Annotated in this window: 16 protein-coding genes; 8 read left to right on the top strand and 8 right to left on the bottom strand. The window is 63.7% G+C overall.

Annotation, left to right across the window (positions count from 1 at the left end):
* Window positions 1-23: 23 nt before the first annotated feature.
* The 4 genes from hpaD to hpaI are packed head-to-tail and all read left to right on the top strand — an operon-like array spanning window position 24 to window position 2,952.
* The gene (hpaD, locus tag ABIC76_RS21975; protein ID WP_354535225.1) at window positions 24-893 is read left to right on the top strand and encodes a 3,4-dihydroxyphenylacetate 2,3-dioxygenase; all 870 of its coding nucleotides are present in this window, start codon (window positions 24-26) and stop codon (window positions 891-893) included.
* Between the two features lie 10 nt (window positions 894-903).
* The gene (locus ABIC76_RS21970) at window positions 904-1,293 is read left to right on the top strand and encodes a 5-carboxymethyl-2-hydroxymuconate Delta-isomerase (RefSeq protein ID WP_343547535.1); all 390 of its coding nucleotides are present in this window, start codon (window positions 904-906) and stop codon (window positions 1,291-1,293) included.
* A gap of 3 nt (window positions 1,294-1,296) precedes the next feature.
* Complete coding sequence (gene hpaH, locus ABIC76_RS21965) at window positions 1,297-2,100, top strand: 2-oxo-hept-4-ene-1,7-dioate hydratase (RefSeq protein ID WP_354535224.1); 804 nt, start codon at window positions 1,297-1,299, stop codon at window positions 2,098-2,100.
* 45 nt (window positions 2,101-2,145) lie between these two features.
* Window positions 2,146-2,952 carry a 4-hydroxy-2-oxoheptanedioate aldolase gene (gene hpaI, locus ABIC76_RS21960; RefSeq protein ID WP_354535223.1) on the top strand — a complete coding sequence of 269 codons (807 nt, stop codon included), beginning with the start codon at window positions 2,146-2,148 and terminating at the stop codon, window positions 2,950-2,952.
* 6 nt (window positions 2,953-2,958) lie between these two features.
* Here hpaI and hpaR read toward each other — a convergent pair whose 3' ends face one another.
* The 6 genes from hpaR to ABIC76_RS21930 form a co-directional block, all read right to left on the bottom strand.
* The gene (gene hpaR, locus ABIC76_RS21955) at window positions 2,959-3,423 is read right to left on the bottom strand and encodes a homoprotocatechuate degradation operon regulator HpaR (RefSeq protein ID WP_027681265.1); all 465 of its coding nucleotides are present in this window, start codon (window positions 3,421-3,423) and stop codon (window positions 2,959-2,961) included.
* 11 nt (window positions 3,424-3,434) lie between these two features.
* Window positions 3,435-4,244 carry an exodeoxyribonuclease III gene (gene xth / locus ABIC76_RS21950; protein ID WP_027681266.1) on the bottom strand — a complete coding sequence of 270 codons (810 nt, stop codon included), beginning with the start codon at window positions 4,242-4,244 and terminating at the stop codon, window positions 3,435-3,437.
* 151 nt (window positions 4,245-4,395) lie between these two features.
* Window positions 4,396-6,510, bottom strand: coding sequence for a M3 family metallopeptidase (locus ABIC76_RS21945; protein ID WP_354535222.1), 2,115 nt, complete (start codon window positions 6,508-6,510; stop codon window positions 4,396-4,398).
* Between the two features lie 94 nt (window positions 6,511-6,604).
* Entirely contained in the window at window positions 6,605-7,474 is an 870-nt protein-coding gene (folD, locus tag ABIC76_RS21940; protein ID WP_009240794.1) for a bifunctional methylenetetrahydrofolate dehydrogenase/methenyltetrahydrofolate cyclohydrolase FolD, read from the bottom strand.
* A gap of 95 nt (window positions 7,475-7,569) precedes the next feature.
* On the bottom strand, window positions 7,570-8,205 hold the full coding sequence (locus tag ABIC76_RS21935) for a response regulator transcription factor (protein WP_024975528.1): 636 nt from the start codon (window positions 8,203-8,205) through the stop codon (window positions 7,570-7,572).
* A 40-nt stretch (window positions 8,206-8,245) separates the two neighbouring features.
* Window positions 8,246-10,822, bottom strand: coding sequence for a PAS domain-containing sensor histidine kinase (locus ABIC76_RS21930; protein WP_374220550.1), 2,577 nt, complete (start codon window positions 10,820-10,822; stop codon window positions 8,246-8,248).
* A 312-nt stretch (window positions 10,823-11,134) separates the two neighbouring features.
* Here ABIC76_RS21930 and aceE point away from each other — a divergent pair, with 312 nt between their 5' ends.
* From aceE to lpdA, 4 genes are all read left to right on the top strand, one after another.
* Window positions 11,135-13,825 (top strand): pyruvate dehydrogenase (acetyl-transferring), homodimeric type, encoded by a 2,691-nt coding sequence (gene aceE / locus ABIC76_RS21925; protein ID WP_102067347.1) that lies wholly within the window; start codon window positions 11,135-11,137, stop codon window positions 13,823-13,825.
* 153 nt (window positions 13,826-13,978) lie between these two features.
* The gene (gene aceF / locus ABIC76_RS21920) at window positions 13,979-15,652 is read left to right on the top strand and encodes a dihydrolipoyllysine-residue acetyltransferase (protein WP_354535221.1); all 1,674 of its coding nucleotides are present in this window, start codon (window positions 13,979-13,981) and stop codon (window positions 15,650-15,652) included.
* A 105-nt stretch (window positions 15,653-15,757) separates the two neighbouring features.
* Window positions 15,758-16,330 carry an Ntn hydrolase family protein gene (locus ABIC76_RS21915; protein ID WP_004635945.1) on the top strand — a complete coding sequence of 191 codons (573 nt, stop codon included), beginning with the start codon at window positions 15,758-15,760 and terminating at the stop codon, window positions 16,328-16,330.
* A gap of 58 nt (window positions 16,331-16,388) precedes the next feature.
* Window positions 16,389-18,170 (top strand): dihydrolipoyl dehydrogenase, encoded by a 1,782-nt coding sequence (lpdA, locus tag ABIC76_RS21910; protein WP_027681273.1) that lies wholly within the window; start codon window positions 16,389-16,391, stop codon window positions 18,168-18,170.
* Between the two features lie 114 nt (window positions 18,171-18,284).
* On the opposite strand, the gene ABIC76_RS21905 is transcribed toward lpdA, so the two are convergent.
* Together ABIC76_RS21905 and ABIC76_RS21900 are read right to left on the bottom strand one after the other, a co-directional pair.
* On the bottom strand, window positions 18,285-18,845 hold the full coding sequence (locus ABIC76_RS21905) for a hypothetical protein (protein WP_354535287.1): 561 nt from the start codon (window positions 18,843-18,845) through the stop codon (window positions 18,285-18,287).
* Between the two features lie 342 nt (window positions 18,846-19,187).
* Window positions 19,188-19,769, bottom strand: a complete 582-nt coding sequence (locus ABIC76_RS21900; protein WP_024975535.1) for a phasin family protein — start codon at window positions 19,767-19,769, stop codon at window positions 19,188-19,190.
* Window positions 19,770-19,958 lie beyond the last annotated feature (189 nt).

Genomic DNA, 19,958 nt, shown 5'->3' with positions numbered 1-19,958 from the left:
CAACAAGGGCGGAAGGAGACACCATGGGCAAGCTGGCCTTGGCCGCGAAGATCACCCACGTGCCGTCGATGTACCTGTCGGAGCTGCCGGGCAAGCACCATGGCTGCCGGGCGGCGGCCATTGAGGGCCACCGCATCATCGGACAGCGTTGCCGCGATCTGGGCGTGGACACCATCGTCGTGTCCGACGTGCACTGGCTCGTCAACGCCGGTTACCACGTCAATTGCAACGCGCGCTTCGAAGGCGTCTATACGAGCAACGAGCTGCCGCATTTCATCAAGGACATGCGGTATGCCTACCCCGGCAATCCCGCGCTGGGCAGATTGATTGCTGAGACGGCAACGAAGCGCGGCGTGTTCACGCGTGCGCACGAAATCGATAGCCTCGAACTCGAATATGGCACGCTCGTGCCGATGCGGTACATGAACAGCGACCAGCACTTCAAGGTCGTGTCGATTGCCGGTTGGTGCGCGTGGCACACATTGAATGAAAGCCGCCGCTTCGGTGCTGCCCTGCTCGAAGCCATCGAGGCGAGCGACAGCACCGTCGCGTTCCTCGCCAGCGGATCGCTCTCGCACCGTTTCAACGACAACGGCAGCCCCGAAGAATCCATCCACCAGATCAGCCGCGAGTTTTTCAGGCAGGTCGACCTGCGCGTGGTCGAGCTATGGAAGCACGGCGACTGGAAGACGTTCTGCGCGATGCTGCCCGAGTACGCATCGCTGTGCGAAGGCGAGGGCGGCATGCACGACACGGCGATGCTGCTCGGCCTGCTTGGCTGGGACGCCTATGACAGGGGCGTCGAGGTCATCACCGAATATTTCGCCAGCTCCGGCACGGGCCAGATCAACGCGGTCTTCCCGTTGCCCGAACGTGAACAAGTTGAAGCCTGAGGAGAGCGACATGCCGCATGTCATCGTCGAATACACCGACAACCTGGGCGACGACGCCCGCATTCCGGAATTGCTGCAGGCGATGAACGAGACGCTGATGGCGCAGAACGGCGTGTTTCCGACCGGCGGGATCCGATCGCGCGCCATGAAGCTGACCGACTACCGCGTGGCCGACGGCAAAGAAGACGACGCCTTCGTCCATGTCACGCTCAAGATCGCTGCGGGTCGTACACCGGAGGTCAAGAAAGCTGCCGGCGATGCGCTGTTCGAGGCAGTCAAGGCGCATTTTGCCGACGCCTTCGCGCGCCGCTATCTGGCGCTGTCGATGGAGCTGACCGAGTTTGACGAGGGCGGCAGCTACAAACACAACAACATCCACGCGCGTTTTCGCAAGGCTTGACGCATGCTCGACACCACGACCATCCAGACCATCGCGCGCCGGCTGCACCAAGCCGAGATTGACCGCAGGCAGATCCGCCAGGTTTCGCTTGACTACCCCGACATCACCATCGAAGACGCCTATGCCATCCAGCGTGAGTGGGTTGCGATGAAGCTGGCGGCGGGGCGGCGCCTGAAGGGGCACAAGATCGGCTTGACGTCGCGTGCGATGCAGCAGTCTTCGCAAATTGACGAGCCGGACTACGGAGCATTGCTCGACGACATGTTCTTTGCTGAGGGGAGCGAGATTCCTGCCGGCCGCTTCATCGTGCCGCGTGTGGAAGTCGAACTCGCCTTCGTGCTGGGCAAGCGGCTGGAGGGACCGGACGTGACGCTGTTCGATGTGTACGACGCGGTGGACCACGTGATCCCCGCGCTGGAGATCATCGACGCGCGTTCGCAATCGATCGACCCGGACAGCGGGCGTCCGCGCAAGGTGTTCGACACGATTGCGGACAACGCCGCGAACGCCGGCGTCGTGATGGGCGGCCGTCCCATCCGCATGCGCGATGTGGACCTGCGCTGGGTAAGCGCGATCTTTTCACGCAACGCCGTCATCGAAGAGACGGGCGTGGCCGCCGGCGTGCTGAACCACCCGGCCAACGGTGTCGTCTGGCTGGCCAACAAGCTGGCACCGCACGGCGTTGCGCTGGAACCGGGGCAGGTGATCCTTGGCGGATCGTTCACGCGGCCAGTGCCAGCCCGTCCCGGTGATACATTCCATTGCGACTACGGTCCGCTTGGCAGCATCGCGTGCCATTTCGTTTAACCGTCTCCCCGTCTAACCGTCTAACGCTCAAAGGATGTCCTCGCCATGCAGCTTCCGGTGAACAACTTCAAGCGCGCGCTGGCCGAGCGCCGGCCGCAGATTGGCCTGTGGCTCGCAATGACGCATCCGTACCCGGCGGAGATTGTTGCCGGCGCCGGCTTCGACTGGCTGCTGATCGATAACGAGCACGCGCCGAATCAACTGCAATCGACGCTCGCGCAATTGCAGGCCGTTGCACCCTATGCATCGCATCCCATCGTGCGGCCCGCCTGGAACGATCCGGTCGAGATCAAGCGCCTGCTGGATATCGGGGCGCAGACACTGCTGGTGCCGATGGTCCAGAACGCCGACGAGGCGCGTGCTGCCGTTGAGGCGATGCGCTATCCCCCGAGCGGTATCCGTGGCGTTGGCAGTGCGCTGGCTCGTGCATCGCGCTGGAACCGTGTGGATGATTACCTTCACCAGGCCGATGCGCAGATGTGCACGCTTGTCCAAGTCGAAACCGCGGAATCGCTTGAGCATCTCGATGCGATTCTCGCCGTGCAAGGCGTAGACGGCGTCTTCATTGGTCCTGGTGACCTGGCGGCGTCGATGGGGCACCTTGGGGCGCCGGGGCATCCGGAAGTCCGCAACGCGATCGACGGCGCCATTCAACGCATCGTTGCATCAGGCAAGGCGGCGGGCATTCTGTCTGCCGATCAGGCGCAGGCGAAACACTACCTGTCGCTGGGTGCGACGTTCGTTGCAGTCGGAACGGATGTCACGCTGCTGGCGCGCAGCGCAGAGCAACTGGCCAAGGCGTTCAAGGGAGAGAACGCCGCTCATCCCCAGTCAGCCGGCAGTGTGTATTGACGGGCGTTACTCGTCGCCGACGAAACGGCCCATCGGGGTGTGCGTTTCCATGAGCTGGATCGACTCATCGATCGCAGCGTAGAGCGCGTCCAGCCGCGCGCGGCCGAGCTGGGCTTCGATGCGTGCGTATTCCGCATCGACCTGCGGCTCTACGTCGGCCAGGAACTGGCGGCTTTTGGGCGTGAGGGAGATTACCTGGCGGCGCTGATCCACCGGCGACTTCGTGCGCACGATCATCTCGGATTGCTCCATCGCTGCCAGCATGCGCGTGAGGCTGGGGCTCAGGATCAGGCAGGCGTCGGCGAGCTGGTTGGGCTCCATGTCGCCGGTATCGTTGAGCGTACGCAGCACGCGCCATTGCTGCTCGGTGATGCCGCGCTCGCGCAGAATCGGCCGGAAGCGCGCCATGAACGTCTCGCGCGCGCGCAGCAGGAGATGCGGCAGATTGCGGTGCTTGAAGGCGGAAGCCATGCAGGCGCTCCTTATGCGCTGCGCAAGGCGGCGACCACAGGCGTGTGGTCCGACGGCTGGTCCCACGTGCGCGGTACCCGGTCGATATGGCACGACTCGCACAGCTTGGCGAGTTCGGGCGACAGCATGATGTGGTCGATTCGCAGGCCCGCGTTGCGCTTGAAGCCGAACATGCGGTAGTCCCACCACGAGAACAGCTTGTCTTCCTGCTCGAACATGCGGAAGGCATCAACGAGCCCGGCGCCTTGCATCGCCCGAAACGCCGCCCGCTCTTCCGGCGACACCAGGTTCTGACCCTCCCACTTTTTCGGATCGTGCACATCGCGGTCTTCGGGAGCGATGTTGAAATCGCCCAGCAGCATCAGGCGCGGGTTTGCTGCCAACTCGCTTGTCAGCCAGGCCTGCAGCGCCTCCAGCCAGCGCAGCTTGTAGACGAACTTGTCGGAATCGAGCGCCTGCCCGTTCGGAATATAGGCGGAGATCACGCGGACCGGGCCACCGTCCACGTCGTACGTGGCGGCCACGATGCGCTGCTGCTCGTCGTCAAAACCCGGGATGTTCTTCACCACATCGCGGCCTTCCGGCACCGACGCCTTGCGCGCGAGGATGGCGACGCCGTTGTACGTCTTCTGACCGGTGAACAACGAGCTGTAGCCCGCGGCGTCCAGCTCGGCGAGCGGATAGCGGTCATCGGGCAGCTTGAGTTCCTGCAGGCAGAGCAGGTCGATGGGCGTGGCGTCGGCTTCGCGCTGGGCCAGCCATTGCAGCACGTGCGGTAGGCGGACCTTCAAAGAGTTGACGTTCCAGGTTGCGACACGCATGAGGGCTCGGTCCTTGCAAATGGCGACGGCGCGCACTTTGGCGCCGTCCAGGGGTGCGATATTGTGCCATCAAGCGCTTGGGGCTCGAATGAAAACGCCGCTTCGGCACGGAGGCACGAAGCGGCGTTGTCACGCCTGGCCAAGCAGACCGTCAAGCGGTTTCCGCCACCATGCCGCCATGGCGCAGCAGTGCATCGATGCTCGGCGCGCGGCCGCGGAATGCTGTGAACGATTCGATGGCGGGGCGGCTGCCACCGACTGCCAGCACCTCACGGCGATAGCGCGCGCCGGTTTCCGCATCCAGCACCGAGCCACCCAACTTGCTGGCTTCCTCGAACGCGGCATAGGCGTCTGCCGACAGCACTTCGGCCCACTTGTAGCTGTAGTAGCCCGCCGCATAGCCACCGGCAAAGATGTGGCTGAACGTGTTCGGCCAGCGCGACAGCTCGGCCTGCGGCACCACGTGGAAGCGATTGTTGATCTGGCGCGACAGCTCTAGCACCGAGGTCGCGCCCTTCGGGTCAAAGTCCGTGTGCAGGTGCATGTCGAACGCCGAGAACACGATCTGGCGCAGCGTCGCCATGCCGTTCTGGAAGTTCTTCGCGGCCAGCATGCTGTCGTACAGCTTGCGCGGCAGCGGTTCACCGGAATTCACATGGCGAGTCATGCGCGAGAGCACTTCCCATTCCCAGCAGAAATTTTCCATGAACTGCGACGGCAGCTCCACCGCATCCCATTCCACGCCGTTGATGCCCGATACGCCGAGTTCATCCACCTGCGTGAGCATGTGGTGCAGGCCATGGCCGAACTCGTGGAAGAGGGTGATGACCTCGTCGTGCGTGAACAGCGCGGGCTTGTTGCCGACCGGGCCAGAGAAGTTGCACGTGAGGTAAGCCACGGGGGTTTGCACGCCCGCATCGCCCAGCAGCTTGCGGCCGCGCGCGTCGTCCATCCACGCGCCGCCGCGCTTGCCTTCGCGCGCGTACAGGTCGATGTAGAACTGCGCGAGCAGCTCGCCCTGTGCCGATTCGACGCGGAAGAAACGGACGTCCGGGTGCCAAACCTCAGCCGCCTCCGGCAGGATCTTCACCGAGAACAGCGTCTGCACGACGTTGAACAGGCCGTCCAGCACGGCCGGTTCCGGAAAGTACTGCTTCACCTCCTGCTCGGAGAACGCGTAGCGCGCTTCGCGCAGTTTTTCCGAGGCGTAGGCCATGTCCCATGGTTCGAGCTTGTCGATGCCGAGTGTGGTCTTGGCGAACGCCTGCAGTTCCTCCCAATCCTTCTCGGCGAACGGACGGGCGCGGTCGGCCAGCTCGCCCAGGAAGCGCAGTACATCTTCGGGCGAGTCGGCCATTTTCGGCACGAGCGACACTTCGCCGAAATTGCGATAGCCGAGCATGTGCGCTTCTTCGGCGCGCAGCGCCAGCTGTTCGGCCATGTTGGCGGTGTTGTCCCACTCGGCCTTGCCGCCGCCGTATTGCGCGCCCAGTTCGGACGCACGCGTGACGTTGGCTTCGTACAGCGTGCGGCGCAGCGCGCGGTCGTCCGCGTATTGCAGCACCGGGAAATACGACGGGAAGTGCAGCGAGAACTTCCAGCCGGTCGCCTCGGGGTTATCGCGGCGCGCAGCTTCCTGGGCGGCCTGCTTGGCGTCTTCGGGCAGGCCGGCCAGGCGCGCTTCGTCGTCGATGACCAGCGCGTAGGCGTTGGTCGCGTCCAAAACGTGGTCGCTGAAGGCCTTGGTCAACTGTGCCTGCTGTTCCTGAATCGCCGCAAAGCGCGGCTTCTGGTCTTCGGGCAGCTCTGCGCCGCCCAGGCGGAACCCGCGCAGTTCGTTCTCAAGCAGCTTCTTGCGCGCGGGCGACAGCGTGGCGTATTCGGCGCTGTCGGCAATCGCCTTGTACTTTTCGAACAGTTCCAGATCCTGACCCAGGCCCGACCAGAATTCGGTCACGCGCGGCAGATTGGCGGCATGCGCTTCGCGCAGCTCCGGCGTGTCGGCGACGGCGCTCAGGTGGCTGACGATGCCCCAGGCGCGGCCCAGCGGTTCGGTGGCGTCTTCGAGTGCGGTGACGACGGTGTTCCAGCTGACGGGCGTGGCCGGGTCTTTGACCTGCGCCACCGCCGATGCGGCGTGCTCGAGCAGCACGTCGACGGCCGGCGTGATGTGTTCGGGGCGGATGTCCGCAAAGCGCGGCAGACCAGAAAAATCGAGCAGCGGATTGTTGGCCGGGGTGGCAACCTTGGGCGAAATGTCGGTCATGGCGGGCTCGGTAGAGAAATTCGGGGGACAAAAAAAGCGTCCGATCCAACAGGTGGGGACGCTTTTTCCGTTTCCAACTGGATCAGGGTGAAGCTTACGCCGCCAGGGCGGCTCCTTCAGCAGCGCGCTCGGCGGCTTCCAGGGTGTTGATCAGCAGCATGGTGATCGTCATCGGGCCGACGCCACCCGGCACCGGCGTGATATAGCCGGCAACTTCCTTGACGCCGGCAAAGTCGACGTCGCCGCACAGCTTGCCGGCATCGTCGCGGTTCATGCCCACGTCGATGACGACTGCGCCCGGCTTGACCATGTCGGCGGTGATGATGTTGCGGCGGCCCACGGCGGCAACGATGATGTCGGCCTCTCGCGTGTGCGCGGCCAGATCGCGCGTCTTGCTGTTGCAGATGGTGATGGTGGCGCCGGCTTGCAGCAGCAGCATCGCCATGGGCTTGCCGACGATGTTCGAAGCGCCGACCACCACCGCATTGGCGCCGCGCACGGGGTAGTTGATCGATTCCAGCATCTTCATGCAGCCATACGGCGTGCACGGGCGGAACAGCGGGGCGCCGGTCATCAAGGCGCCGGCGTTGGCCACGTGGAAACCGTCGACGTCCTTTTCCGGCGCGATGGCTTCGAGCACCTTGTGGCTGTCGATGTGCTTGGGTAGCGGCAACTGGACCAGGATGCCGTGGATGCGCGGGTCGCGGTTCAGCGCGTCGATGCGGCCGAGCAGGTCGGCTTCGGACAGGTCAGCGGGGTAGCGGTCGAAGCTGGACAGGAAGCCGTTGTCTTCGCACGCCTTGATCTTGTTGCGCACGTAGACCTGGCTGGCCGGGTCTTCGCCGACGAGGATGACGGCGAGGCCGGGCTGGTGGCCGCGCGCGGTCAGGGCGGCGGCGCGTTGTGCGGCCTCGGCGCGGAGTTGTTTGGCAAGCGCGTTGCCGTCAATGAGTTGGGCGGTCATGGCTGGGCGGAGGAGGGAGAGGGCAAACCGCGATTATAAATCGCCGCCTCCCTTCCGGCCGCCCGGATGATCGCTTGGGTTTTCCTGCAGCCGAATCAGGCGTTGCGCGACAGGGCCAGGCGCAGCAGGTCTGCCACGGTGTTCACGTTGAGCTTTTCCATGATGTTGGCGCGGTGCGCTTCCACCGTCTTGATGGAAATGCCCAGATCGTCGGCGATCTGCTTGTTCAGGCGGCCGGCCACGATGCGCTCCAGGACTTGCTGCTCGCGCGTGGTCAGGCGGCCGAGCAGGTCCTTGGCGGCCTTTTGCTCGCGGGCGACCGAGTCTTCGCTGCGGGCCTTGCTGAGCATGCGTTCAACCAGCTCGCGCAGTTCGGATTCGTCGAAGGGCTTTTCGATGAAGTCGACCGCGCCTTTCTTCATGGTCGAGACCGCCATCGGCACGTCGCCGTGGCCCGTGACGAAAACGATCGGCATGCGGCTGTTTTCGGCCAGCAGGCGGTCTTGCAGCTCGGGGCCGCTCATGCCTTGCATGCGCACATCGAGGATCAGGCAGCCGACGCCTTCGCCACGCTTGTCGTCGACCAGGAATTCTTCGGCGCTGCGGTACGTGCGAACGGTGTAGCCGTTGCCTTCGAGCAGCCACGTCAACGAGTCACGCATGGCTTCATCGTCATCGACGACGAACACGGTTTCGTTGCGCGGCGCAACTGCGGCGGGCGTTGTGCTCATGGAGGAGTCCTCGGTCTACGTTCTATGTTTTAAAAACGATTTACAGCGGATTCAGCGGCAGGATGATTTTAAACGTACAGCCGATGCCATCGGCGTTGTTTTCTACCCAGAGTCTGCCGAGGTGGGATTCTATGATGGAGCGGCAGATATTCAGCCCCATGCCCATGCCGTCGGATTTGGTACTGAAGAACGGCTCGAACAGCCGCTCCTTGGTGCTGTCGTCTACGCCCGGGCCCTGGTCGATCACCTCGATCAGCACGGAATTTTCCGGGTCGTTGATCAGGTTGGCGTGCAGGCGCAGGACGCTGGCGGCGCGCAGGCGCGGGTGGGCGGCCATGGCTTCGGCGGCGTTCTTGAGCAGATTGACGAGCACCTGCTCGATCAGCACCGGATCGACATACAGATGCGGCAGGTCGCCCGGCAGGCGCGTCAGGATGGTAATGCCGCGCCGCGTGGCCTCCAACTCGGCAAGGCCGACGGCGTCGGCGACGATGTCGCGCAGGTCGGATTCGCGCCGCTGCGGCTGGCTGCGTTTCACGAAACCGCGAATGCGCTGGATGATGGTGCCGGCACGCACGGCCTGGGCGGAGGTCTTTTCCAGCACCGGGATCAGCTCTTCCGGCGTGCTCCGCCCGGACTTCAGGCGGCCGACTGCACCCATGCAGTAGTTGTTGATGGCCGCCAGCGGCTGGTTCAGTTCGTGCGCCAGCGACGACGCCATCTCACCCATCGTCGTCAGGCGGCTGGTGAACTGCAGGCGCTCTTCGTGCTGGCGCGTCATCTCTTCAGCGGCCTTGCGCACGGTGATGTCGGTGGCGATCTGCATCTGCGCGAGGTGGCCGTCGACCCACTGGATGTAGCGGCGCCGCACTTCAAACCATTTCTGCATCGACGGCACGTAGATTTCCCGTGCGTCCGCCGCGTGCGGCGTCAGTTCGGAGGCCGGCAGGCCGGCGTAGGCGTCGACCAGGTCGAGCGCATCGCTGGACACGTCTTCGGTGTTGACGTCGTTGCCGGAGAGCTGCAGATGGCCAAACGCCTCCCAGCCAAAAAGCTGGCGGTAGTAGCGGTTGGCGAACAACAGTTCGGCCTTGTCGGTCGAGAGCACCGACACGGCCGCGTCCAGGCTCTCGAGCACCGTGGTGAAGCGGTCGTGCGCGGCGGCCAGGTCTTCGCGGGCGCGCTTGGGCTCGGTGATGTCCGTGATGGAACTCATCCACCCCGTGTGCCGGCCGCGTGCGTCGATCAGCGGCGAGACGTACATCCGCGCATAGAAACTCGTGCCGTCACGGCGCATCATGCGCAACTCCATGCCGTTGGCGGGCGCCTTGCCGCGCAGGGTCAGCTCGATGTGCTTCTGCATCTCGCCGATCTCGTTGGGCGGCCAATACGGGAACGGCGGCATGCGGCCGACCAATTCGGCCTCCGTCCAGCCGATCATGCGGCAGAAGGCCGGGTTCACGTAGGTGATGCGGCCGTTGAGGTCGAGCGAACGCATGCCGATCACCATGGAGTTTTCCATGGCGCGGCGGAACGAGGTCTCTGCCAGGAGCGCGCGTTGGGCTTCCGAACGGCGGCTGGTGTGGCGCCACACGCTCCAGAGGCTCCAGATCACGAAGCAAGACAGGCCCGCCACCAGCCACATCAGCATGTTGTTGGGCAGGTTGGACGGGGCCGGATATGCCTCGGCACGCAACGACAGCGAGTGGCCTGGCGGATCCAGCAGCACTTCATACGACGCGGCGGCCTTGGGCACCGGTCGCAACGAGGTGCTCGCGCGGACCACGTTGTTCTTATCGACCAGCGAGAAGCGATAACGGTCGGTCAGCTCGCCCGGCAGCAGCTGCGTGAGGATGCCCGTGACCGAATACATGGCGCCCACCGTGCCGAGGAATTCGTTGTCGCGCACGATCGGGACTTCCATCAGCATGAAGCTCTCGCCGCGCTCGTTCTGGATGGGGCGGGAGTAGACGGCGCGCTGCGTCTCCCGGGCAGCGTCGTAGGCAGATTGGATTTCGGGTTCGAGCGGATGGTCGCGCGTTTCGCGCACGCGTGCGGTGAATTCGGAATTGGATGGGAACGCCCAGCGCGGGCGGCGCGTGGCATCCAGCCAATTGATGAAGACGAGTTCCGGGTTCTCACGCAGAAGCTGGCGGGCGGCATCGCGATAGGCGCTCGGGTCGAGCTGCGCGGCACCAATGTCGCGCGCCAGGGCGGCCACTTGATCCTGGTTGCTTTGCAGGGACAGGCGCACCTTCTGCTCGGCCCAGGCGGCATCGCGGTAGAGGGCGTCGCGCTGCTGCTGCACCTCGGTGGCGTGCAACTGATACAGGATGAAAATCATCGCGCCGGCAAACAGGACGATCGCCACCAGCGGGATGAACATGAACCAGTTGGTCGTCCACAGGCGGCCCAGGCGCGTCAGCCACAGGCGGCGCGGCACGTTCGGGCGCACGGCTTCGTCGGAGGGCAATTCCGGCGCGTTCACGGAAATGGGCGCAGGCGCGGCAGGCGTTGACGGCTCAGACTTGGCGGCCGGGTCCTGCGAAGCGTGGGAGGGGGCAAGCATGATGGGCGGACGAACGCCGGAATTCTGCGGAGGTAAGGGAGTGGACATCTGTGCAACTGCGCAAAACTAAGTGTAACGGCAATCAACTTGCGGGTCGCTTGGGGAAACCGCTTGGTGAGGTGTTCTGAGCGCTCAATAAATGCTGCAGTGCAATGTCAAAAGTGATTTGTTTTGCATCGCCGCAATATTCCACATTATAAAAAACCATATCGCAATTTGAAAATTCCGCTTGTGCTGCATTTGCGGGTGCCCATAGAATCAGCGCAAAAGTCGGGGTGGTCCTTGCGCGCGTGCAAACGTGCGTGCGAAAGACGCCCCACAAGAGACGCAACTACCGTTACTGCTACCAAGGAGACCGCCATGTCGGCCGTACCAGAACAAGTCCTGGGTGCCACGAGCGCCAGCGACGCTGATCCCCAGGAAACCAAGGAATGGCTGGAGGCGCTGCAAGGCGTCATCGGCGCGGAAGGCCCGCAGCGCGCGGCATTCCTCCTTGATAAGCAGATCGAGTACGCACGCATCAACGGCGTGACGTCTCCGCTGCACGCAGAAACCCCCTACATCAATACGATCCCGGTCGAAAACCAAGACCGCATTCCTGGCAACCAGGAAATCGAGCACCGCATCCGTTCGTATACGCGCTGGAACGCCATGGCGATGGTGCTGCGCGCGAACAAGGACACGAACGTCGGCGGGCATATCTCGTCGTTCGCTTCGGCGGCCACGCTGTATGACGTCGGCTACAACCACTTCTGGCACGCCCCGTCGGACAAGCACGGCGGCGACATGGTCTTCGTGCAGGGCCACTCGGCGCCGGGCGTGTATTCGCGTGCCTTCCTGCTGGGCCGCCTGACCGAAGAGCAACTCGACAACTTCCGCCAGGAAGTCGACGGCAAGGGCATCTCGTCGTATCCGCACCCGTGGCTGATGCCGGATTTCTGGCAGTTCCCGACCGTGTCGATGGGCCTGGGCCCGATCATGGCGATCTACCAGGCGCGCTTCACCAAGTACCTGGCCAGCCGCGGCCTGATCCAGAACTGGGAAAACCGCAAGGTCTGGGCGTTCCTGGGCGACGGTGAAACCGACGAGCCGGAATCGCTGGGCGCGATCGGCATGGCCGGCCGTGAAAAGCTGGACAACCTCGTCTTCGTGATCAACTGCAACCTGCAGCGTCTGGACGGCCCGGTGCGGGGCAACGGCAAGATCATCCAGGAGCTGGAATCGGAATTCCGCGGCGCCGGCTGGAACGTCATCAAGGTCATCTGGGGCAGCCGTTGGGATCAGCTGCTTGCCCGCGACACCAAGGGCCTGCTGATGAGCCGCATGATGGAATGCGTCGACGGCGAGTACCAGACCTTCAAGTCGAAGAGCGGCGCCTATGTGCGCGAGCACTTCTTCAACACGCCGGAACTCAAGGCCATGGTGGCCGACTGGTCCGACGACGACATCTGGGCGCTGAACCGCGGCGGCCATGATCCGCACAAGATCTACGCGGCATTCCAGTCGGCGACCAACCACAAGGGCCAGCCGACCGTCATTCTCGCCAAGACCATCAAGGGCTATGGCATGGGCGAAGCCGGCGAGGCGATGAACATCGCGCACCAGCAGAAGAAGATGCCGGTGGATGCCATCCGCAAGCTGCGTGATCGTTTCAACATTCCAGTCGCCGACGACCAGCTCGAGCACGTTCCGTACGTCAAGTTCGAAGAGGGTTCGAAGGAACTCGAATACATGCGCAAGGCGCGCATGGACCTCGGCGGCTACCTGCCGGCCCGTCGCCAGAAGGCCGACGCGCTGCAAGTTCCGGCGCTGTCTGCGTTCGACGCGTTGCTCAAGGCCACCGGTGAAGGCCGCGAAGTGTCCACGACGATGGCCTTCGTGCGCATTCTGAACATCCTGCTGAAAGACAAGAACATCGGTAAGCACGTTGTGCCCATCGTGCCCGATGAGTCGCGTACGTTCGGCATGGAAGGTCTGTTCCGCCAGGTCGGTATCTGGAACCAGGAAGGCCAGAAGTACGTGCCGCAGGATCACGACCAGCTGATGTTCTACAAGGAATCGCAGACGGGTCAGGTGCTGCAGGAAGGCATCAACGAAGCCGGCGCCATGTGCGACTGGATCGCCGCCGCGACGTCGTATTCGACGCATGGCGTGGCGATGATCCCGTTCTACATCTACTACTCGATGTTCGGCATCCAGCGTATCGGCGACCTCTGCTGGGCCGCCGGCGACATGCGCTCGCGCGGCTTCCTGCTGGGCGGCACCGCTGGCCGCACCACGCTGAACGGCGAAGGCCTGCAGCACGAAGACGGCCACTCGCACGTGTACCACGCCGCCATCCCGAACTGCATCTCGTATGACCCGACCTTCCAGTACGAACTGGCGGTGGTGATGCAAGACGGCCTGCGCCGCATGTATGTCGAGCAGGAAGACGTCTATTACTACCTGACGGTGATGAACGAGAACTACGAGCACCCCGAAATGCCGGCGGGTGTCGAGGCTGACATCATCAAGGGGATGTACCAGTTCAAGAAGGGCGTCGAAAACAGCAACGCGCCGCGCGTGCAACTGCTGGGCTCGGGCACGATCTTCCGTGAAGTGATCGCCGCGGCTGATCTGCTGAAGAAGGACTGGGGCGTGGAGTCGGACCTGTGGGGCTGCCCGAGCTTTACCGAGCTGGCCCGCGAAGGCAACGCCATCGCGCGCTGGAACCTGCTCAACCCGACCGAGCCGCAACGCGAGTCGCACGTCGAGAAGCTGCTCAAGAACGCACGCGGCCCGGTCATTGCATCGACTGACTACGTTCGTACGTTCGCCGAGCAGATCCGCGCCTTCGTGCCGCGTCGCTACGTGGTGCTGGGCACCGACGGCTTCGGCCGTTCGGATACCCGCGAGAAGCTGCGCCACTTCTTCGAGGTGGATCGCTACTGGGTGACGGTCGCGTCGCTCAAGGCACTCGCCGACGAAGGCGTGCTGCCGCGCGAAAAGGTGGCCGAGGCACTGAAGAAGTACAACCTCGATCCGAACAAGCCCAACCCGATGACCGTATAACGGAGCCGCCGGGCGCGTGGGTTGCGTCCCGGCCGGGCACCGCCCCGACAGACTTCCCGCAACGTGCATTTGCCTGCACGATGCGGTAGCCTGCGGGGCAACGCGTGTCCGCCGCCGGATGCTCTCGCCGCCAGACCCTCTGGAGACAGAAGAATGAGTCAAGTCGTAGAAATCAAGGTGCCGGACATCGGCGACTACAAAGACGTCCCGGTGATCGAAGTGCTGGTCAAGGCGGGCGATACCGTCAACGCCGAGGATTCGCTGGTTACGCTGGAATCGGACAAGGCGACCATGGACGTGCCCTCGCCCAAGAGCGGCATCGTCAAGGAAGTGAAGATCAAGGTGGGTGACACCGTGTCGGAAGGCTCGCTGGTGCTGCTGCTCGAAGAGCAGGGCGCTGCCGCCGCACCGGCCCCGGCACCTCAAGCTGCGCCCGCACCGGCTCCGACCGCTGCTGCACCGGCACCCGCACCGGCCGCGCAAGCGCCGGCCCCGGCGCCGGCTGCCGCGGGTGGCGGCACGATCGAAGTGAAGGTGCCGGACATCGGCGACTACACCGATGTGCCGGTCATCGAGATCAGCGTGAAGGTGGGCGACAAGGTGGAAGCCGAGCAGTCGCTGATCACGCTCGAGTCGGACAAGGCCACGATGGATGTGCCGTCGCCGGCCGCCGGTACCGTCAAGGACATCCGCGTGAAGGTGGGCGATGCCGTGTCGCAAGGCACGCTGATCGTCGTGCTGGAGGGTGCGGGCGGTGCCGCCGCTGCGCCGGCACCTGCGCAAGCCCCGGTACCTGCACCGGCGGCCGCTGCACCGAGCCCGGCCCCTGCGGCCGCCCCCGCGGCGGCTCCGGCCGCAGCGCCTGCTACGTACACTGCCGACACCGTGGGTACGGTGGGCAAGGCTGCCCACGCCAGCCCGTCCGTGCGCAAATACGCGCGTGAGCTGGGCGTCAACGTGAACCTCGTTGGCGGCACGGGCCCGAAGAACCGCATCACGCAGGAAGACGTGCAGCGCTACGTTAAGGGTGTGATGAGCGGCCAAGCTGCTGCGCCGGGCAAGGCTGCGGCTGGCGCACCGGCTGGCGGCGGCGAACTGAATCTGCTGCCATGGCCGAAGGTCGACTTCACCAAGTTCGGCCCGGTCGATCCGAAGCCGCTGTCGCGCATCAAGAAGATTTCCGGTGCGAACCTGCACCGCAACTGGGTCATGATCCCGCACGTCACCAACAACGACGAAGCGGACATCACCGAGCTGGAAGCCTTCCGCGTGCAGATGAACAAGGACCACGAAAAGGCCGGCGTGAAGTTCACCATGCTGGCGTTCGTGATCAAGGCGGTCGTGGGCGCGCTCAAGAAATTCCCGACGTTCAACGCGAGCCTGGACGGCGATAACCTGGTCTTCAAGCAGTACTTCCACATCGGCTTTGCGGCCGATACGCCGAATGGGCTGGTGGTGCCGGTGATCCGCGATGCGGACAAGAAGGGCCTGATCGACATCGCGAAGGAAATGGCCGACCTGTCGAAGGCAGCCCGCGAAGGCAAGCTCAAGCCGGACCAGATGCAGGGCGGCTGCTTCTCGATCTCGTCGCTGGGCGGCATTGGCGGCACGCATTTCACGCCGATCATCAATGCGCCGGAAGTGGCCATCCTGGGCCTGTCGCGCGGCTATCAAAAGCCTGTTTGGGACGGCAAGCAGTTCGTGCCGCGCCTGACGCTGCCGCTGTCGCTGTCGTACGATCACCGCGTGATCGACGGCGCGGAGGCTGCGCGCTTCAACGCGTATCTGGCCAGCGTGCTGGCGGACTTCCGCCGCGTCAGCCTGTAAGCCCACGCGGGCGCGGCACGCATCTGGCTTCGGGCCTGTGCGTGCCGGCCCGGTTGGGTTTGCAGCGGTCGGCGGACTGGTCAGTGGACTGATGGCGAGGACGACATGACGACGTGCGTGGTGGTCAAGAAAGACGGCGAAGTAGCGATTGCGGCCGATTCGCTGGTGACATTCGGTGATACGCGCCTGGCGCGCGGTTACGAGCAGAACCAGAAGATCTTCCAGGTGGGCGATTCGCTGATCGCCCTGGCGGGCACAACGGCCCACTTTCCGGTCATGCGCAGTCTGCTGGCCGGGCTGGCCGATGAGTGCCGCCTCGGTACGCGCGACGACGTCTTCCGGACCTTCCTCAAGGTGCATGAAAAGCTCAAGGACGAGTATTTCGTCAACACCAAGGAAGACGACGACGACCCCTACGAGTCGTCGCAGATCACCTGCCTGATCGCCAACGCAACCGGTATCTACGGCGTCTATTCGTACCGCGAAGTGTTTTCGTTCGACCGTTTCTGGGGCATTGGCTCGGGGCGCAACTTCGCTCTCGGTGCCATGTCGGCGGTATTCGATATGCCGGGCAAGTCGGCGGCGGATGTGGCGCAGGTGGGCGTGTCGGCAGGCGTGGAGTTCGACAAGAGTTCCGGCGGTCCGATCGAAGTGCACACAGTCCGTCTGCAGGATTGAAAAGCGTCAGCGGGCCCGGGCGATGCCGGGTGCCGACGACAAGAACAAGGAGTCAGGAATGAGCGTGGTGGAAATCAAGGTGCCGGACATCGGCGACTACAAGGACGTGGACGTCATTGAAGTGATGGTGAAGGCGGGCGATGCCGTCACCGTCGATCAGGCGCTGATCACGCTGGAAACCGACAAGGCCACCATGGACGTGCCGTCGGATGTGGCCGGCAAGATTGTCGAAGTCAAGATCAAGGTGGGCGACAAGGTCAGCCAAGGCACGGTGATCGCCACGGCGGAAGCCGGTGCGGCGGCAGCTCCGGCGCCTGCTCAGGCACCGGCTCCGGCCGCCACGCCCGCTGCAGCACCGGCCGCATCGGCCCCCGCTCCGCAAGCGGCCAAGCATGCCGGCGGCGCCGACATCGAATGCGAAATGCTCGTCCTCGGCTCGGGCCCCGGCGGCTATTCGGCCGCCTTCCGCAGCGCCGATCTCGGTATGAACACTGTGCTGGTCGAGCGTTTCTCCACGCTGGGCGGCGTCTGCCTGAACGTGGGTTGTATCCCGTCGAAGGCGCTGCTGCACACGGCGGCCGTCATGGATGAAGTGAAGGCGATGGCCGCACATGGCATTGTCTACAGCGAGCCCACGGTTGATATCAACCAGCTGCGCAAGCACAAGGAATCCGTCATCGGCAAGCTGACCGGCGGGCTGGCCGGCATGGCCAAGGCACGCAAGGTGCAGGTTGTGCGCGGCGTCGGTGCGTTCCTGGACCCGAACCACCTCGAAGTGCAACTGACGGACGGCGACGGCAAGGCAACGACGGGCGAGAAGAAGGTCATCCGCTTTGCCAAGGCGATCATCGCTGCAGGCAGCGAGGCCGTGAAGCTGCCGTTCATTCCGGAAGATCCGCGCATCGTCGATTCGACCGGCGCGCTGGAGCTGCGCGAAGTGCCGGCCAAGATGCTGGTCATCGGCGGCGGCATCATCGGCCTGGAAATGGCGACGGTCTACAGCACGCTTGGCGCCCGCATCGACGTGGTGGAAATGCTCGACGGCCTGATGCAGGGCGCTGACCGCGACCTTGTCAAGGTGTGGGACAAGATGAACAAGAGCCGCTTCGACAAGGTCATGCTCAAGACAAAGACGGTTGGCGTCGAAGCCAAGCCGGACGGCATCTACGTCAAGTTCGAGGGCGAAGCCGCACCGGCCGAGCCGCAACGCTATGACATGGTGCTGGTCGCCGTGGGCCGCGCGCCGAACGGCAAGCGCATCGGCGCGGAAAAGGCCGGCGTGGCCGTGACCGACCGTGGCTTCATCGACGTGGACAAGCAGCAGCGCACGAATGTGCCACACATCTTCGCGATCGGCGACATCGTCGGGCAGCCGATGCTGGCACACAAGGCCGTGCATGAGGGCCACGTGGCAGCCGAAGCCGCACACGGCGAGAAGGCGTATTTCGATGCCAAGCAGATTCCGTCGGTGGCCTATACCGATCCGGAAGTGGCTTGGGCGGGGCTGACGGAAGAGCAGTGCAAGGCGCAGGGCATCAAGTACGGCAAGGGCGTGTTCCCTTGGGCGGCGTCGGGCCGGGCCATTGCTAACGGCCGCGACGAGGGTTTCACCAAGCTGATCTTCGACGAGGAAACCCACCGCATCATCGGTGGTGGCATCGTTGGCACGCATGCGGGTGACCTCATCGGCGAGGTTTGCCTGGCCATCGAGATGGGCGCGGACGCCGTAGATATTGGCAAGACCATTCACCCGCACCCCACGCTGGGTGAGTCGGTAGGGATGGCTGCGGAAATCTACGAAGGCGTTTGCACGGATGTGCCGCCGGCTCGCAAGCGCTGAATCGCAATTAACCGCCAGAATTTGGAGGCAACTCCGAAGTCCGGCCGGCAAGAAGAAGGGCCGCTCGATTGGGCGGCCCTTTTCCTTTGTGGCGGCGCTGAGTGCCGAGGCAGGTCAATGCCGAGGCCCGGCCGGGCGTCGGTGTCGGCGGAGCAGGCGTAGCGCCGCAGTGAGACGGCGCCACATTTGCTGCATCAAGCCATGCCGGCGGGCGCGCCAGACGGCAATTCGTACCTGAAGGGCTTGCCAAGCCGGAGTTGCCTGCAGGGCAGCCACCATGCGTCGCTTCCAAGCCAGGAACGCAGATTCCCAGCGGGCATACCAGGCGATCGTATGCAACTGCGGTCGGACGGCGGAATAGATACGCACGCCCAGCCCCGTGCTGACAATTTTCGCTGCAATCAAAACAAACGTCCCTGCAATGACATGGCCTCGCGCCAGCACATAGACGGCGGCCAGCTTGAACGGCAGCAACGCCAACATCGGCAAAGCAAACGCGCAGAGGGCTTCGATCGGCTCGAGCTGCGCCAACTTCCGCTCCGCGGCCTGGACCCACGGATGCGCTGCCAGGCGGGCAGTGGCCCGCTGCATGACGTTCCAGATCCATTCTTCCAGCAACAGGATGAGCGCCGCCGTGACGATCAGACTGCGCTTGACCAGGGATTCGCGAGACATTGGGAGTGAAGAGGGGGCGGGGGACCGCAATACAGAATGGAGCGTCTGCTGCCTGCAAAAGTTCGCAATTTGAAGGGGGCGAGACGTTTCCAGCGCACACAAAAAACCCGGCCGGAGCCGGGCTAAAGGTACCCACTGATCACCACTGAGGACAGGTTTCGGTAGCGGGACCGAGGAGACAATCTAACGAACACGGTGGAATGGACCGCCGCGCGTGCGTTTCGGTTCCGCGCAAATGCGCGCAAACGACGTGTTTGGAGGATGGGTTCGGCCGCCAAAACAAAACGGGCCTCCCGAAGGAGGCCCGCTTCAACAACCAGAACGACTAAAGCGGCTTAGCGCTTAGGCAGCGGTCGTTGCCGACTTCTTGCCGGTGGCAGCGCGCGCTTGAGCCGAAGCCTGAGCGGTTGCCTTGCTGGCAGCGTTGGCCGCAGCGTGGAAGTTGCTTTCAGCCAGTTCCACAGCTTGCTTGGTGGCCTTCTGCACCGAGTCGTAGGCATTGTTGGCAGCCGACAGAGCCGACTTCACCAGGGCAACCGCCGATTCCGAACCGGCCGGAGCGTTCTTCGACACGTTGTCGACCAGCGCTTGCAGCTTGCGGCTGTTTTCAGCGATTTGCACTTCAGCAGCCTTGCTGAATTCGGTTTGCGTGTCCGAAGCGATTTCGTACAGGTGGCGGCTGTAAGCCAGAACCTTTTCAGCCAGCGGCTGGACAGCGGCGGTTTGCACCGACAGCAGCTCTTGGGCGTCCTTGGCGGTCAGTGCCTTCTTGGCGTGTTCGACGTTCTCGGCCAGAGTGGCCTTGACGACTTGCAGGTTCAGTTCGACCAGCTTTTCGACGCCTTCAAAAGCCTTGTTGGTCAGGCCGAAGAAGGTTTCCAGGTTGGCCTTGTGCGCCGCAGCGATCTGTTCCTGAGTCAGCATGTTGTCTCTCCAAATACAAAGGTGGGTCGGGGAATCAAAATAAAAATTTAGATCGCCCAGATGTACAAAGCATGACGGTCAGCGTCGGGCCTTCCAGGCGACATCGCGATGAATTCGGGATGGTGCATCGCAACAATTTCATTGTTGTTGAATGGCAAATCAGTGTCAAGCGTTCTTTGTGCATCGCAC

Origin of the sequence: Ralstonia sp. 1138, assembly GCF_040544795.1 — a bacterium.
GTDB classification, from domain to species: domain Bacteria; phylum Pseudomonadota; class Gammaproteobacteria; order Burkholderiales; family Burkholderiaceae; genus Ralstonia; species Ralstonia flatus.
The sequence above is the reverse complement of the archived record's forward strand: the minus strand, read 5'-3'. Positions and strand labels throughout refer to the sequence as shown.

Bases quoted from the DNA above. Each gene is read 5' to 3' on its own strand.
- hpaD (WP_354535225.1), top strand. From the start codon at position 24: ATGGGCAAGCTGGCCTTGGCCGCGAAGATCACCCACGTGCCGTCGATG.
- ABIC76_RS21970 (WP_343547535.1), top strand. From the start codon at position 904: ATGCCGCATGTCATCGTCGAATACACCGACAACCTGGGCGACGACGCC.
- hpaH (WP_354535224.1), top strand. From the start codon at position 1,297: ATGCTCGACACCACGACCATCCAGACCATCGCGCGCCGGCTGCACCAA.
- hpaI (WP_354535223.1), top strand. From the start codon at position 2,146: ATGCAGCTTCCGGTGAACAACTTCAAGCGCGCGCTGGCCGAGCGCCGG.
- hpaR (WP_027681265.1), bottom strand. From the start codon at position 3,423: ATGGCTTCCGCCTTCAAGCACCGCAATCTGCCGCATCTCCTGCTGCGC.
- xth (WP_027681266.1), bottom strand. From the start codon at position 4,244: ATGCGTGTCGCAACCTGGAACGTCAACTCTTTGAAGGTCCGCCTACCG.
- ABIC76_RS21945 (WP_354535222.1), bottom strand. From the start codon at position 6,510: ATGACCGACATTTCGCCCAAGGTTGCCACCCCGGCCAACAATCCGCTG.
- folD (WP_009240794.1), bottom strand. From the start codon at position 7,474: ATGACCGCCCAACTCATTGACGGCAACGCGCTTGCCAAACAACTCCGC.
- ABIC76_RS21935 (WP_024975528.1), bottom strand. From the start codon at position 8,205: ATGAGCACAACGCCCGCCGCAGTTGCGCCGCGCAACGAAACCGTGTTC.
- ABIC76_RS21930 (WP_374220550.1), bottom strand. From the start codon at position 10,822: ATGTCCACTCCCTTACCTCCGCAGAATTCCGGCGTTCGTCCGCCCATC.
- aceE (WP_102067347.1), top strand. From the start codon at position 11,135: ATGTCGGCCGTACCAGAACAAGTCCTGGGTGCCACGAGCGCCAGCGAC.
- aceF (WP_354535221.1), top strand. From the start codon at position 13,979: ATGAGTCAAGTCGTAGAAATCAAGGTGCCGGACATCGGCGACTACAAA.
- ABIC76_RS21915 (WP_004635945.1), top strand. From the start codon at position 15,758: ATGACGACGTGCGTGGTGGTCAAGAAAGACGGCGAAGTAGCGATTGCG.
- lpdA (WP_027681273.1), top strand. From the start codon at position 16,389: ATGAGCGTGGTGGAAATCAAGGTGCCGGACATCGGCGACTACAAGGAC.
- ABIC76_RS21905 (WP_354535287.1), bottom strand. From the start codon at position 18,845: ATGTCTCGCGAATCCCTGGTCAAGCGCAGTCTGATCGTCACGGCGGCG.
- ABIC76_RS21900 (WP_024975535.1), bottom strand. From the start codon at position 19,769: ATGCTGACTCAGGAACAGATCGCTGCGGCGCACAAGGCCAACCTGGAA.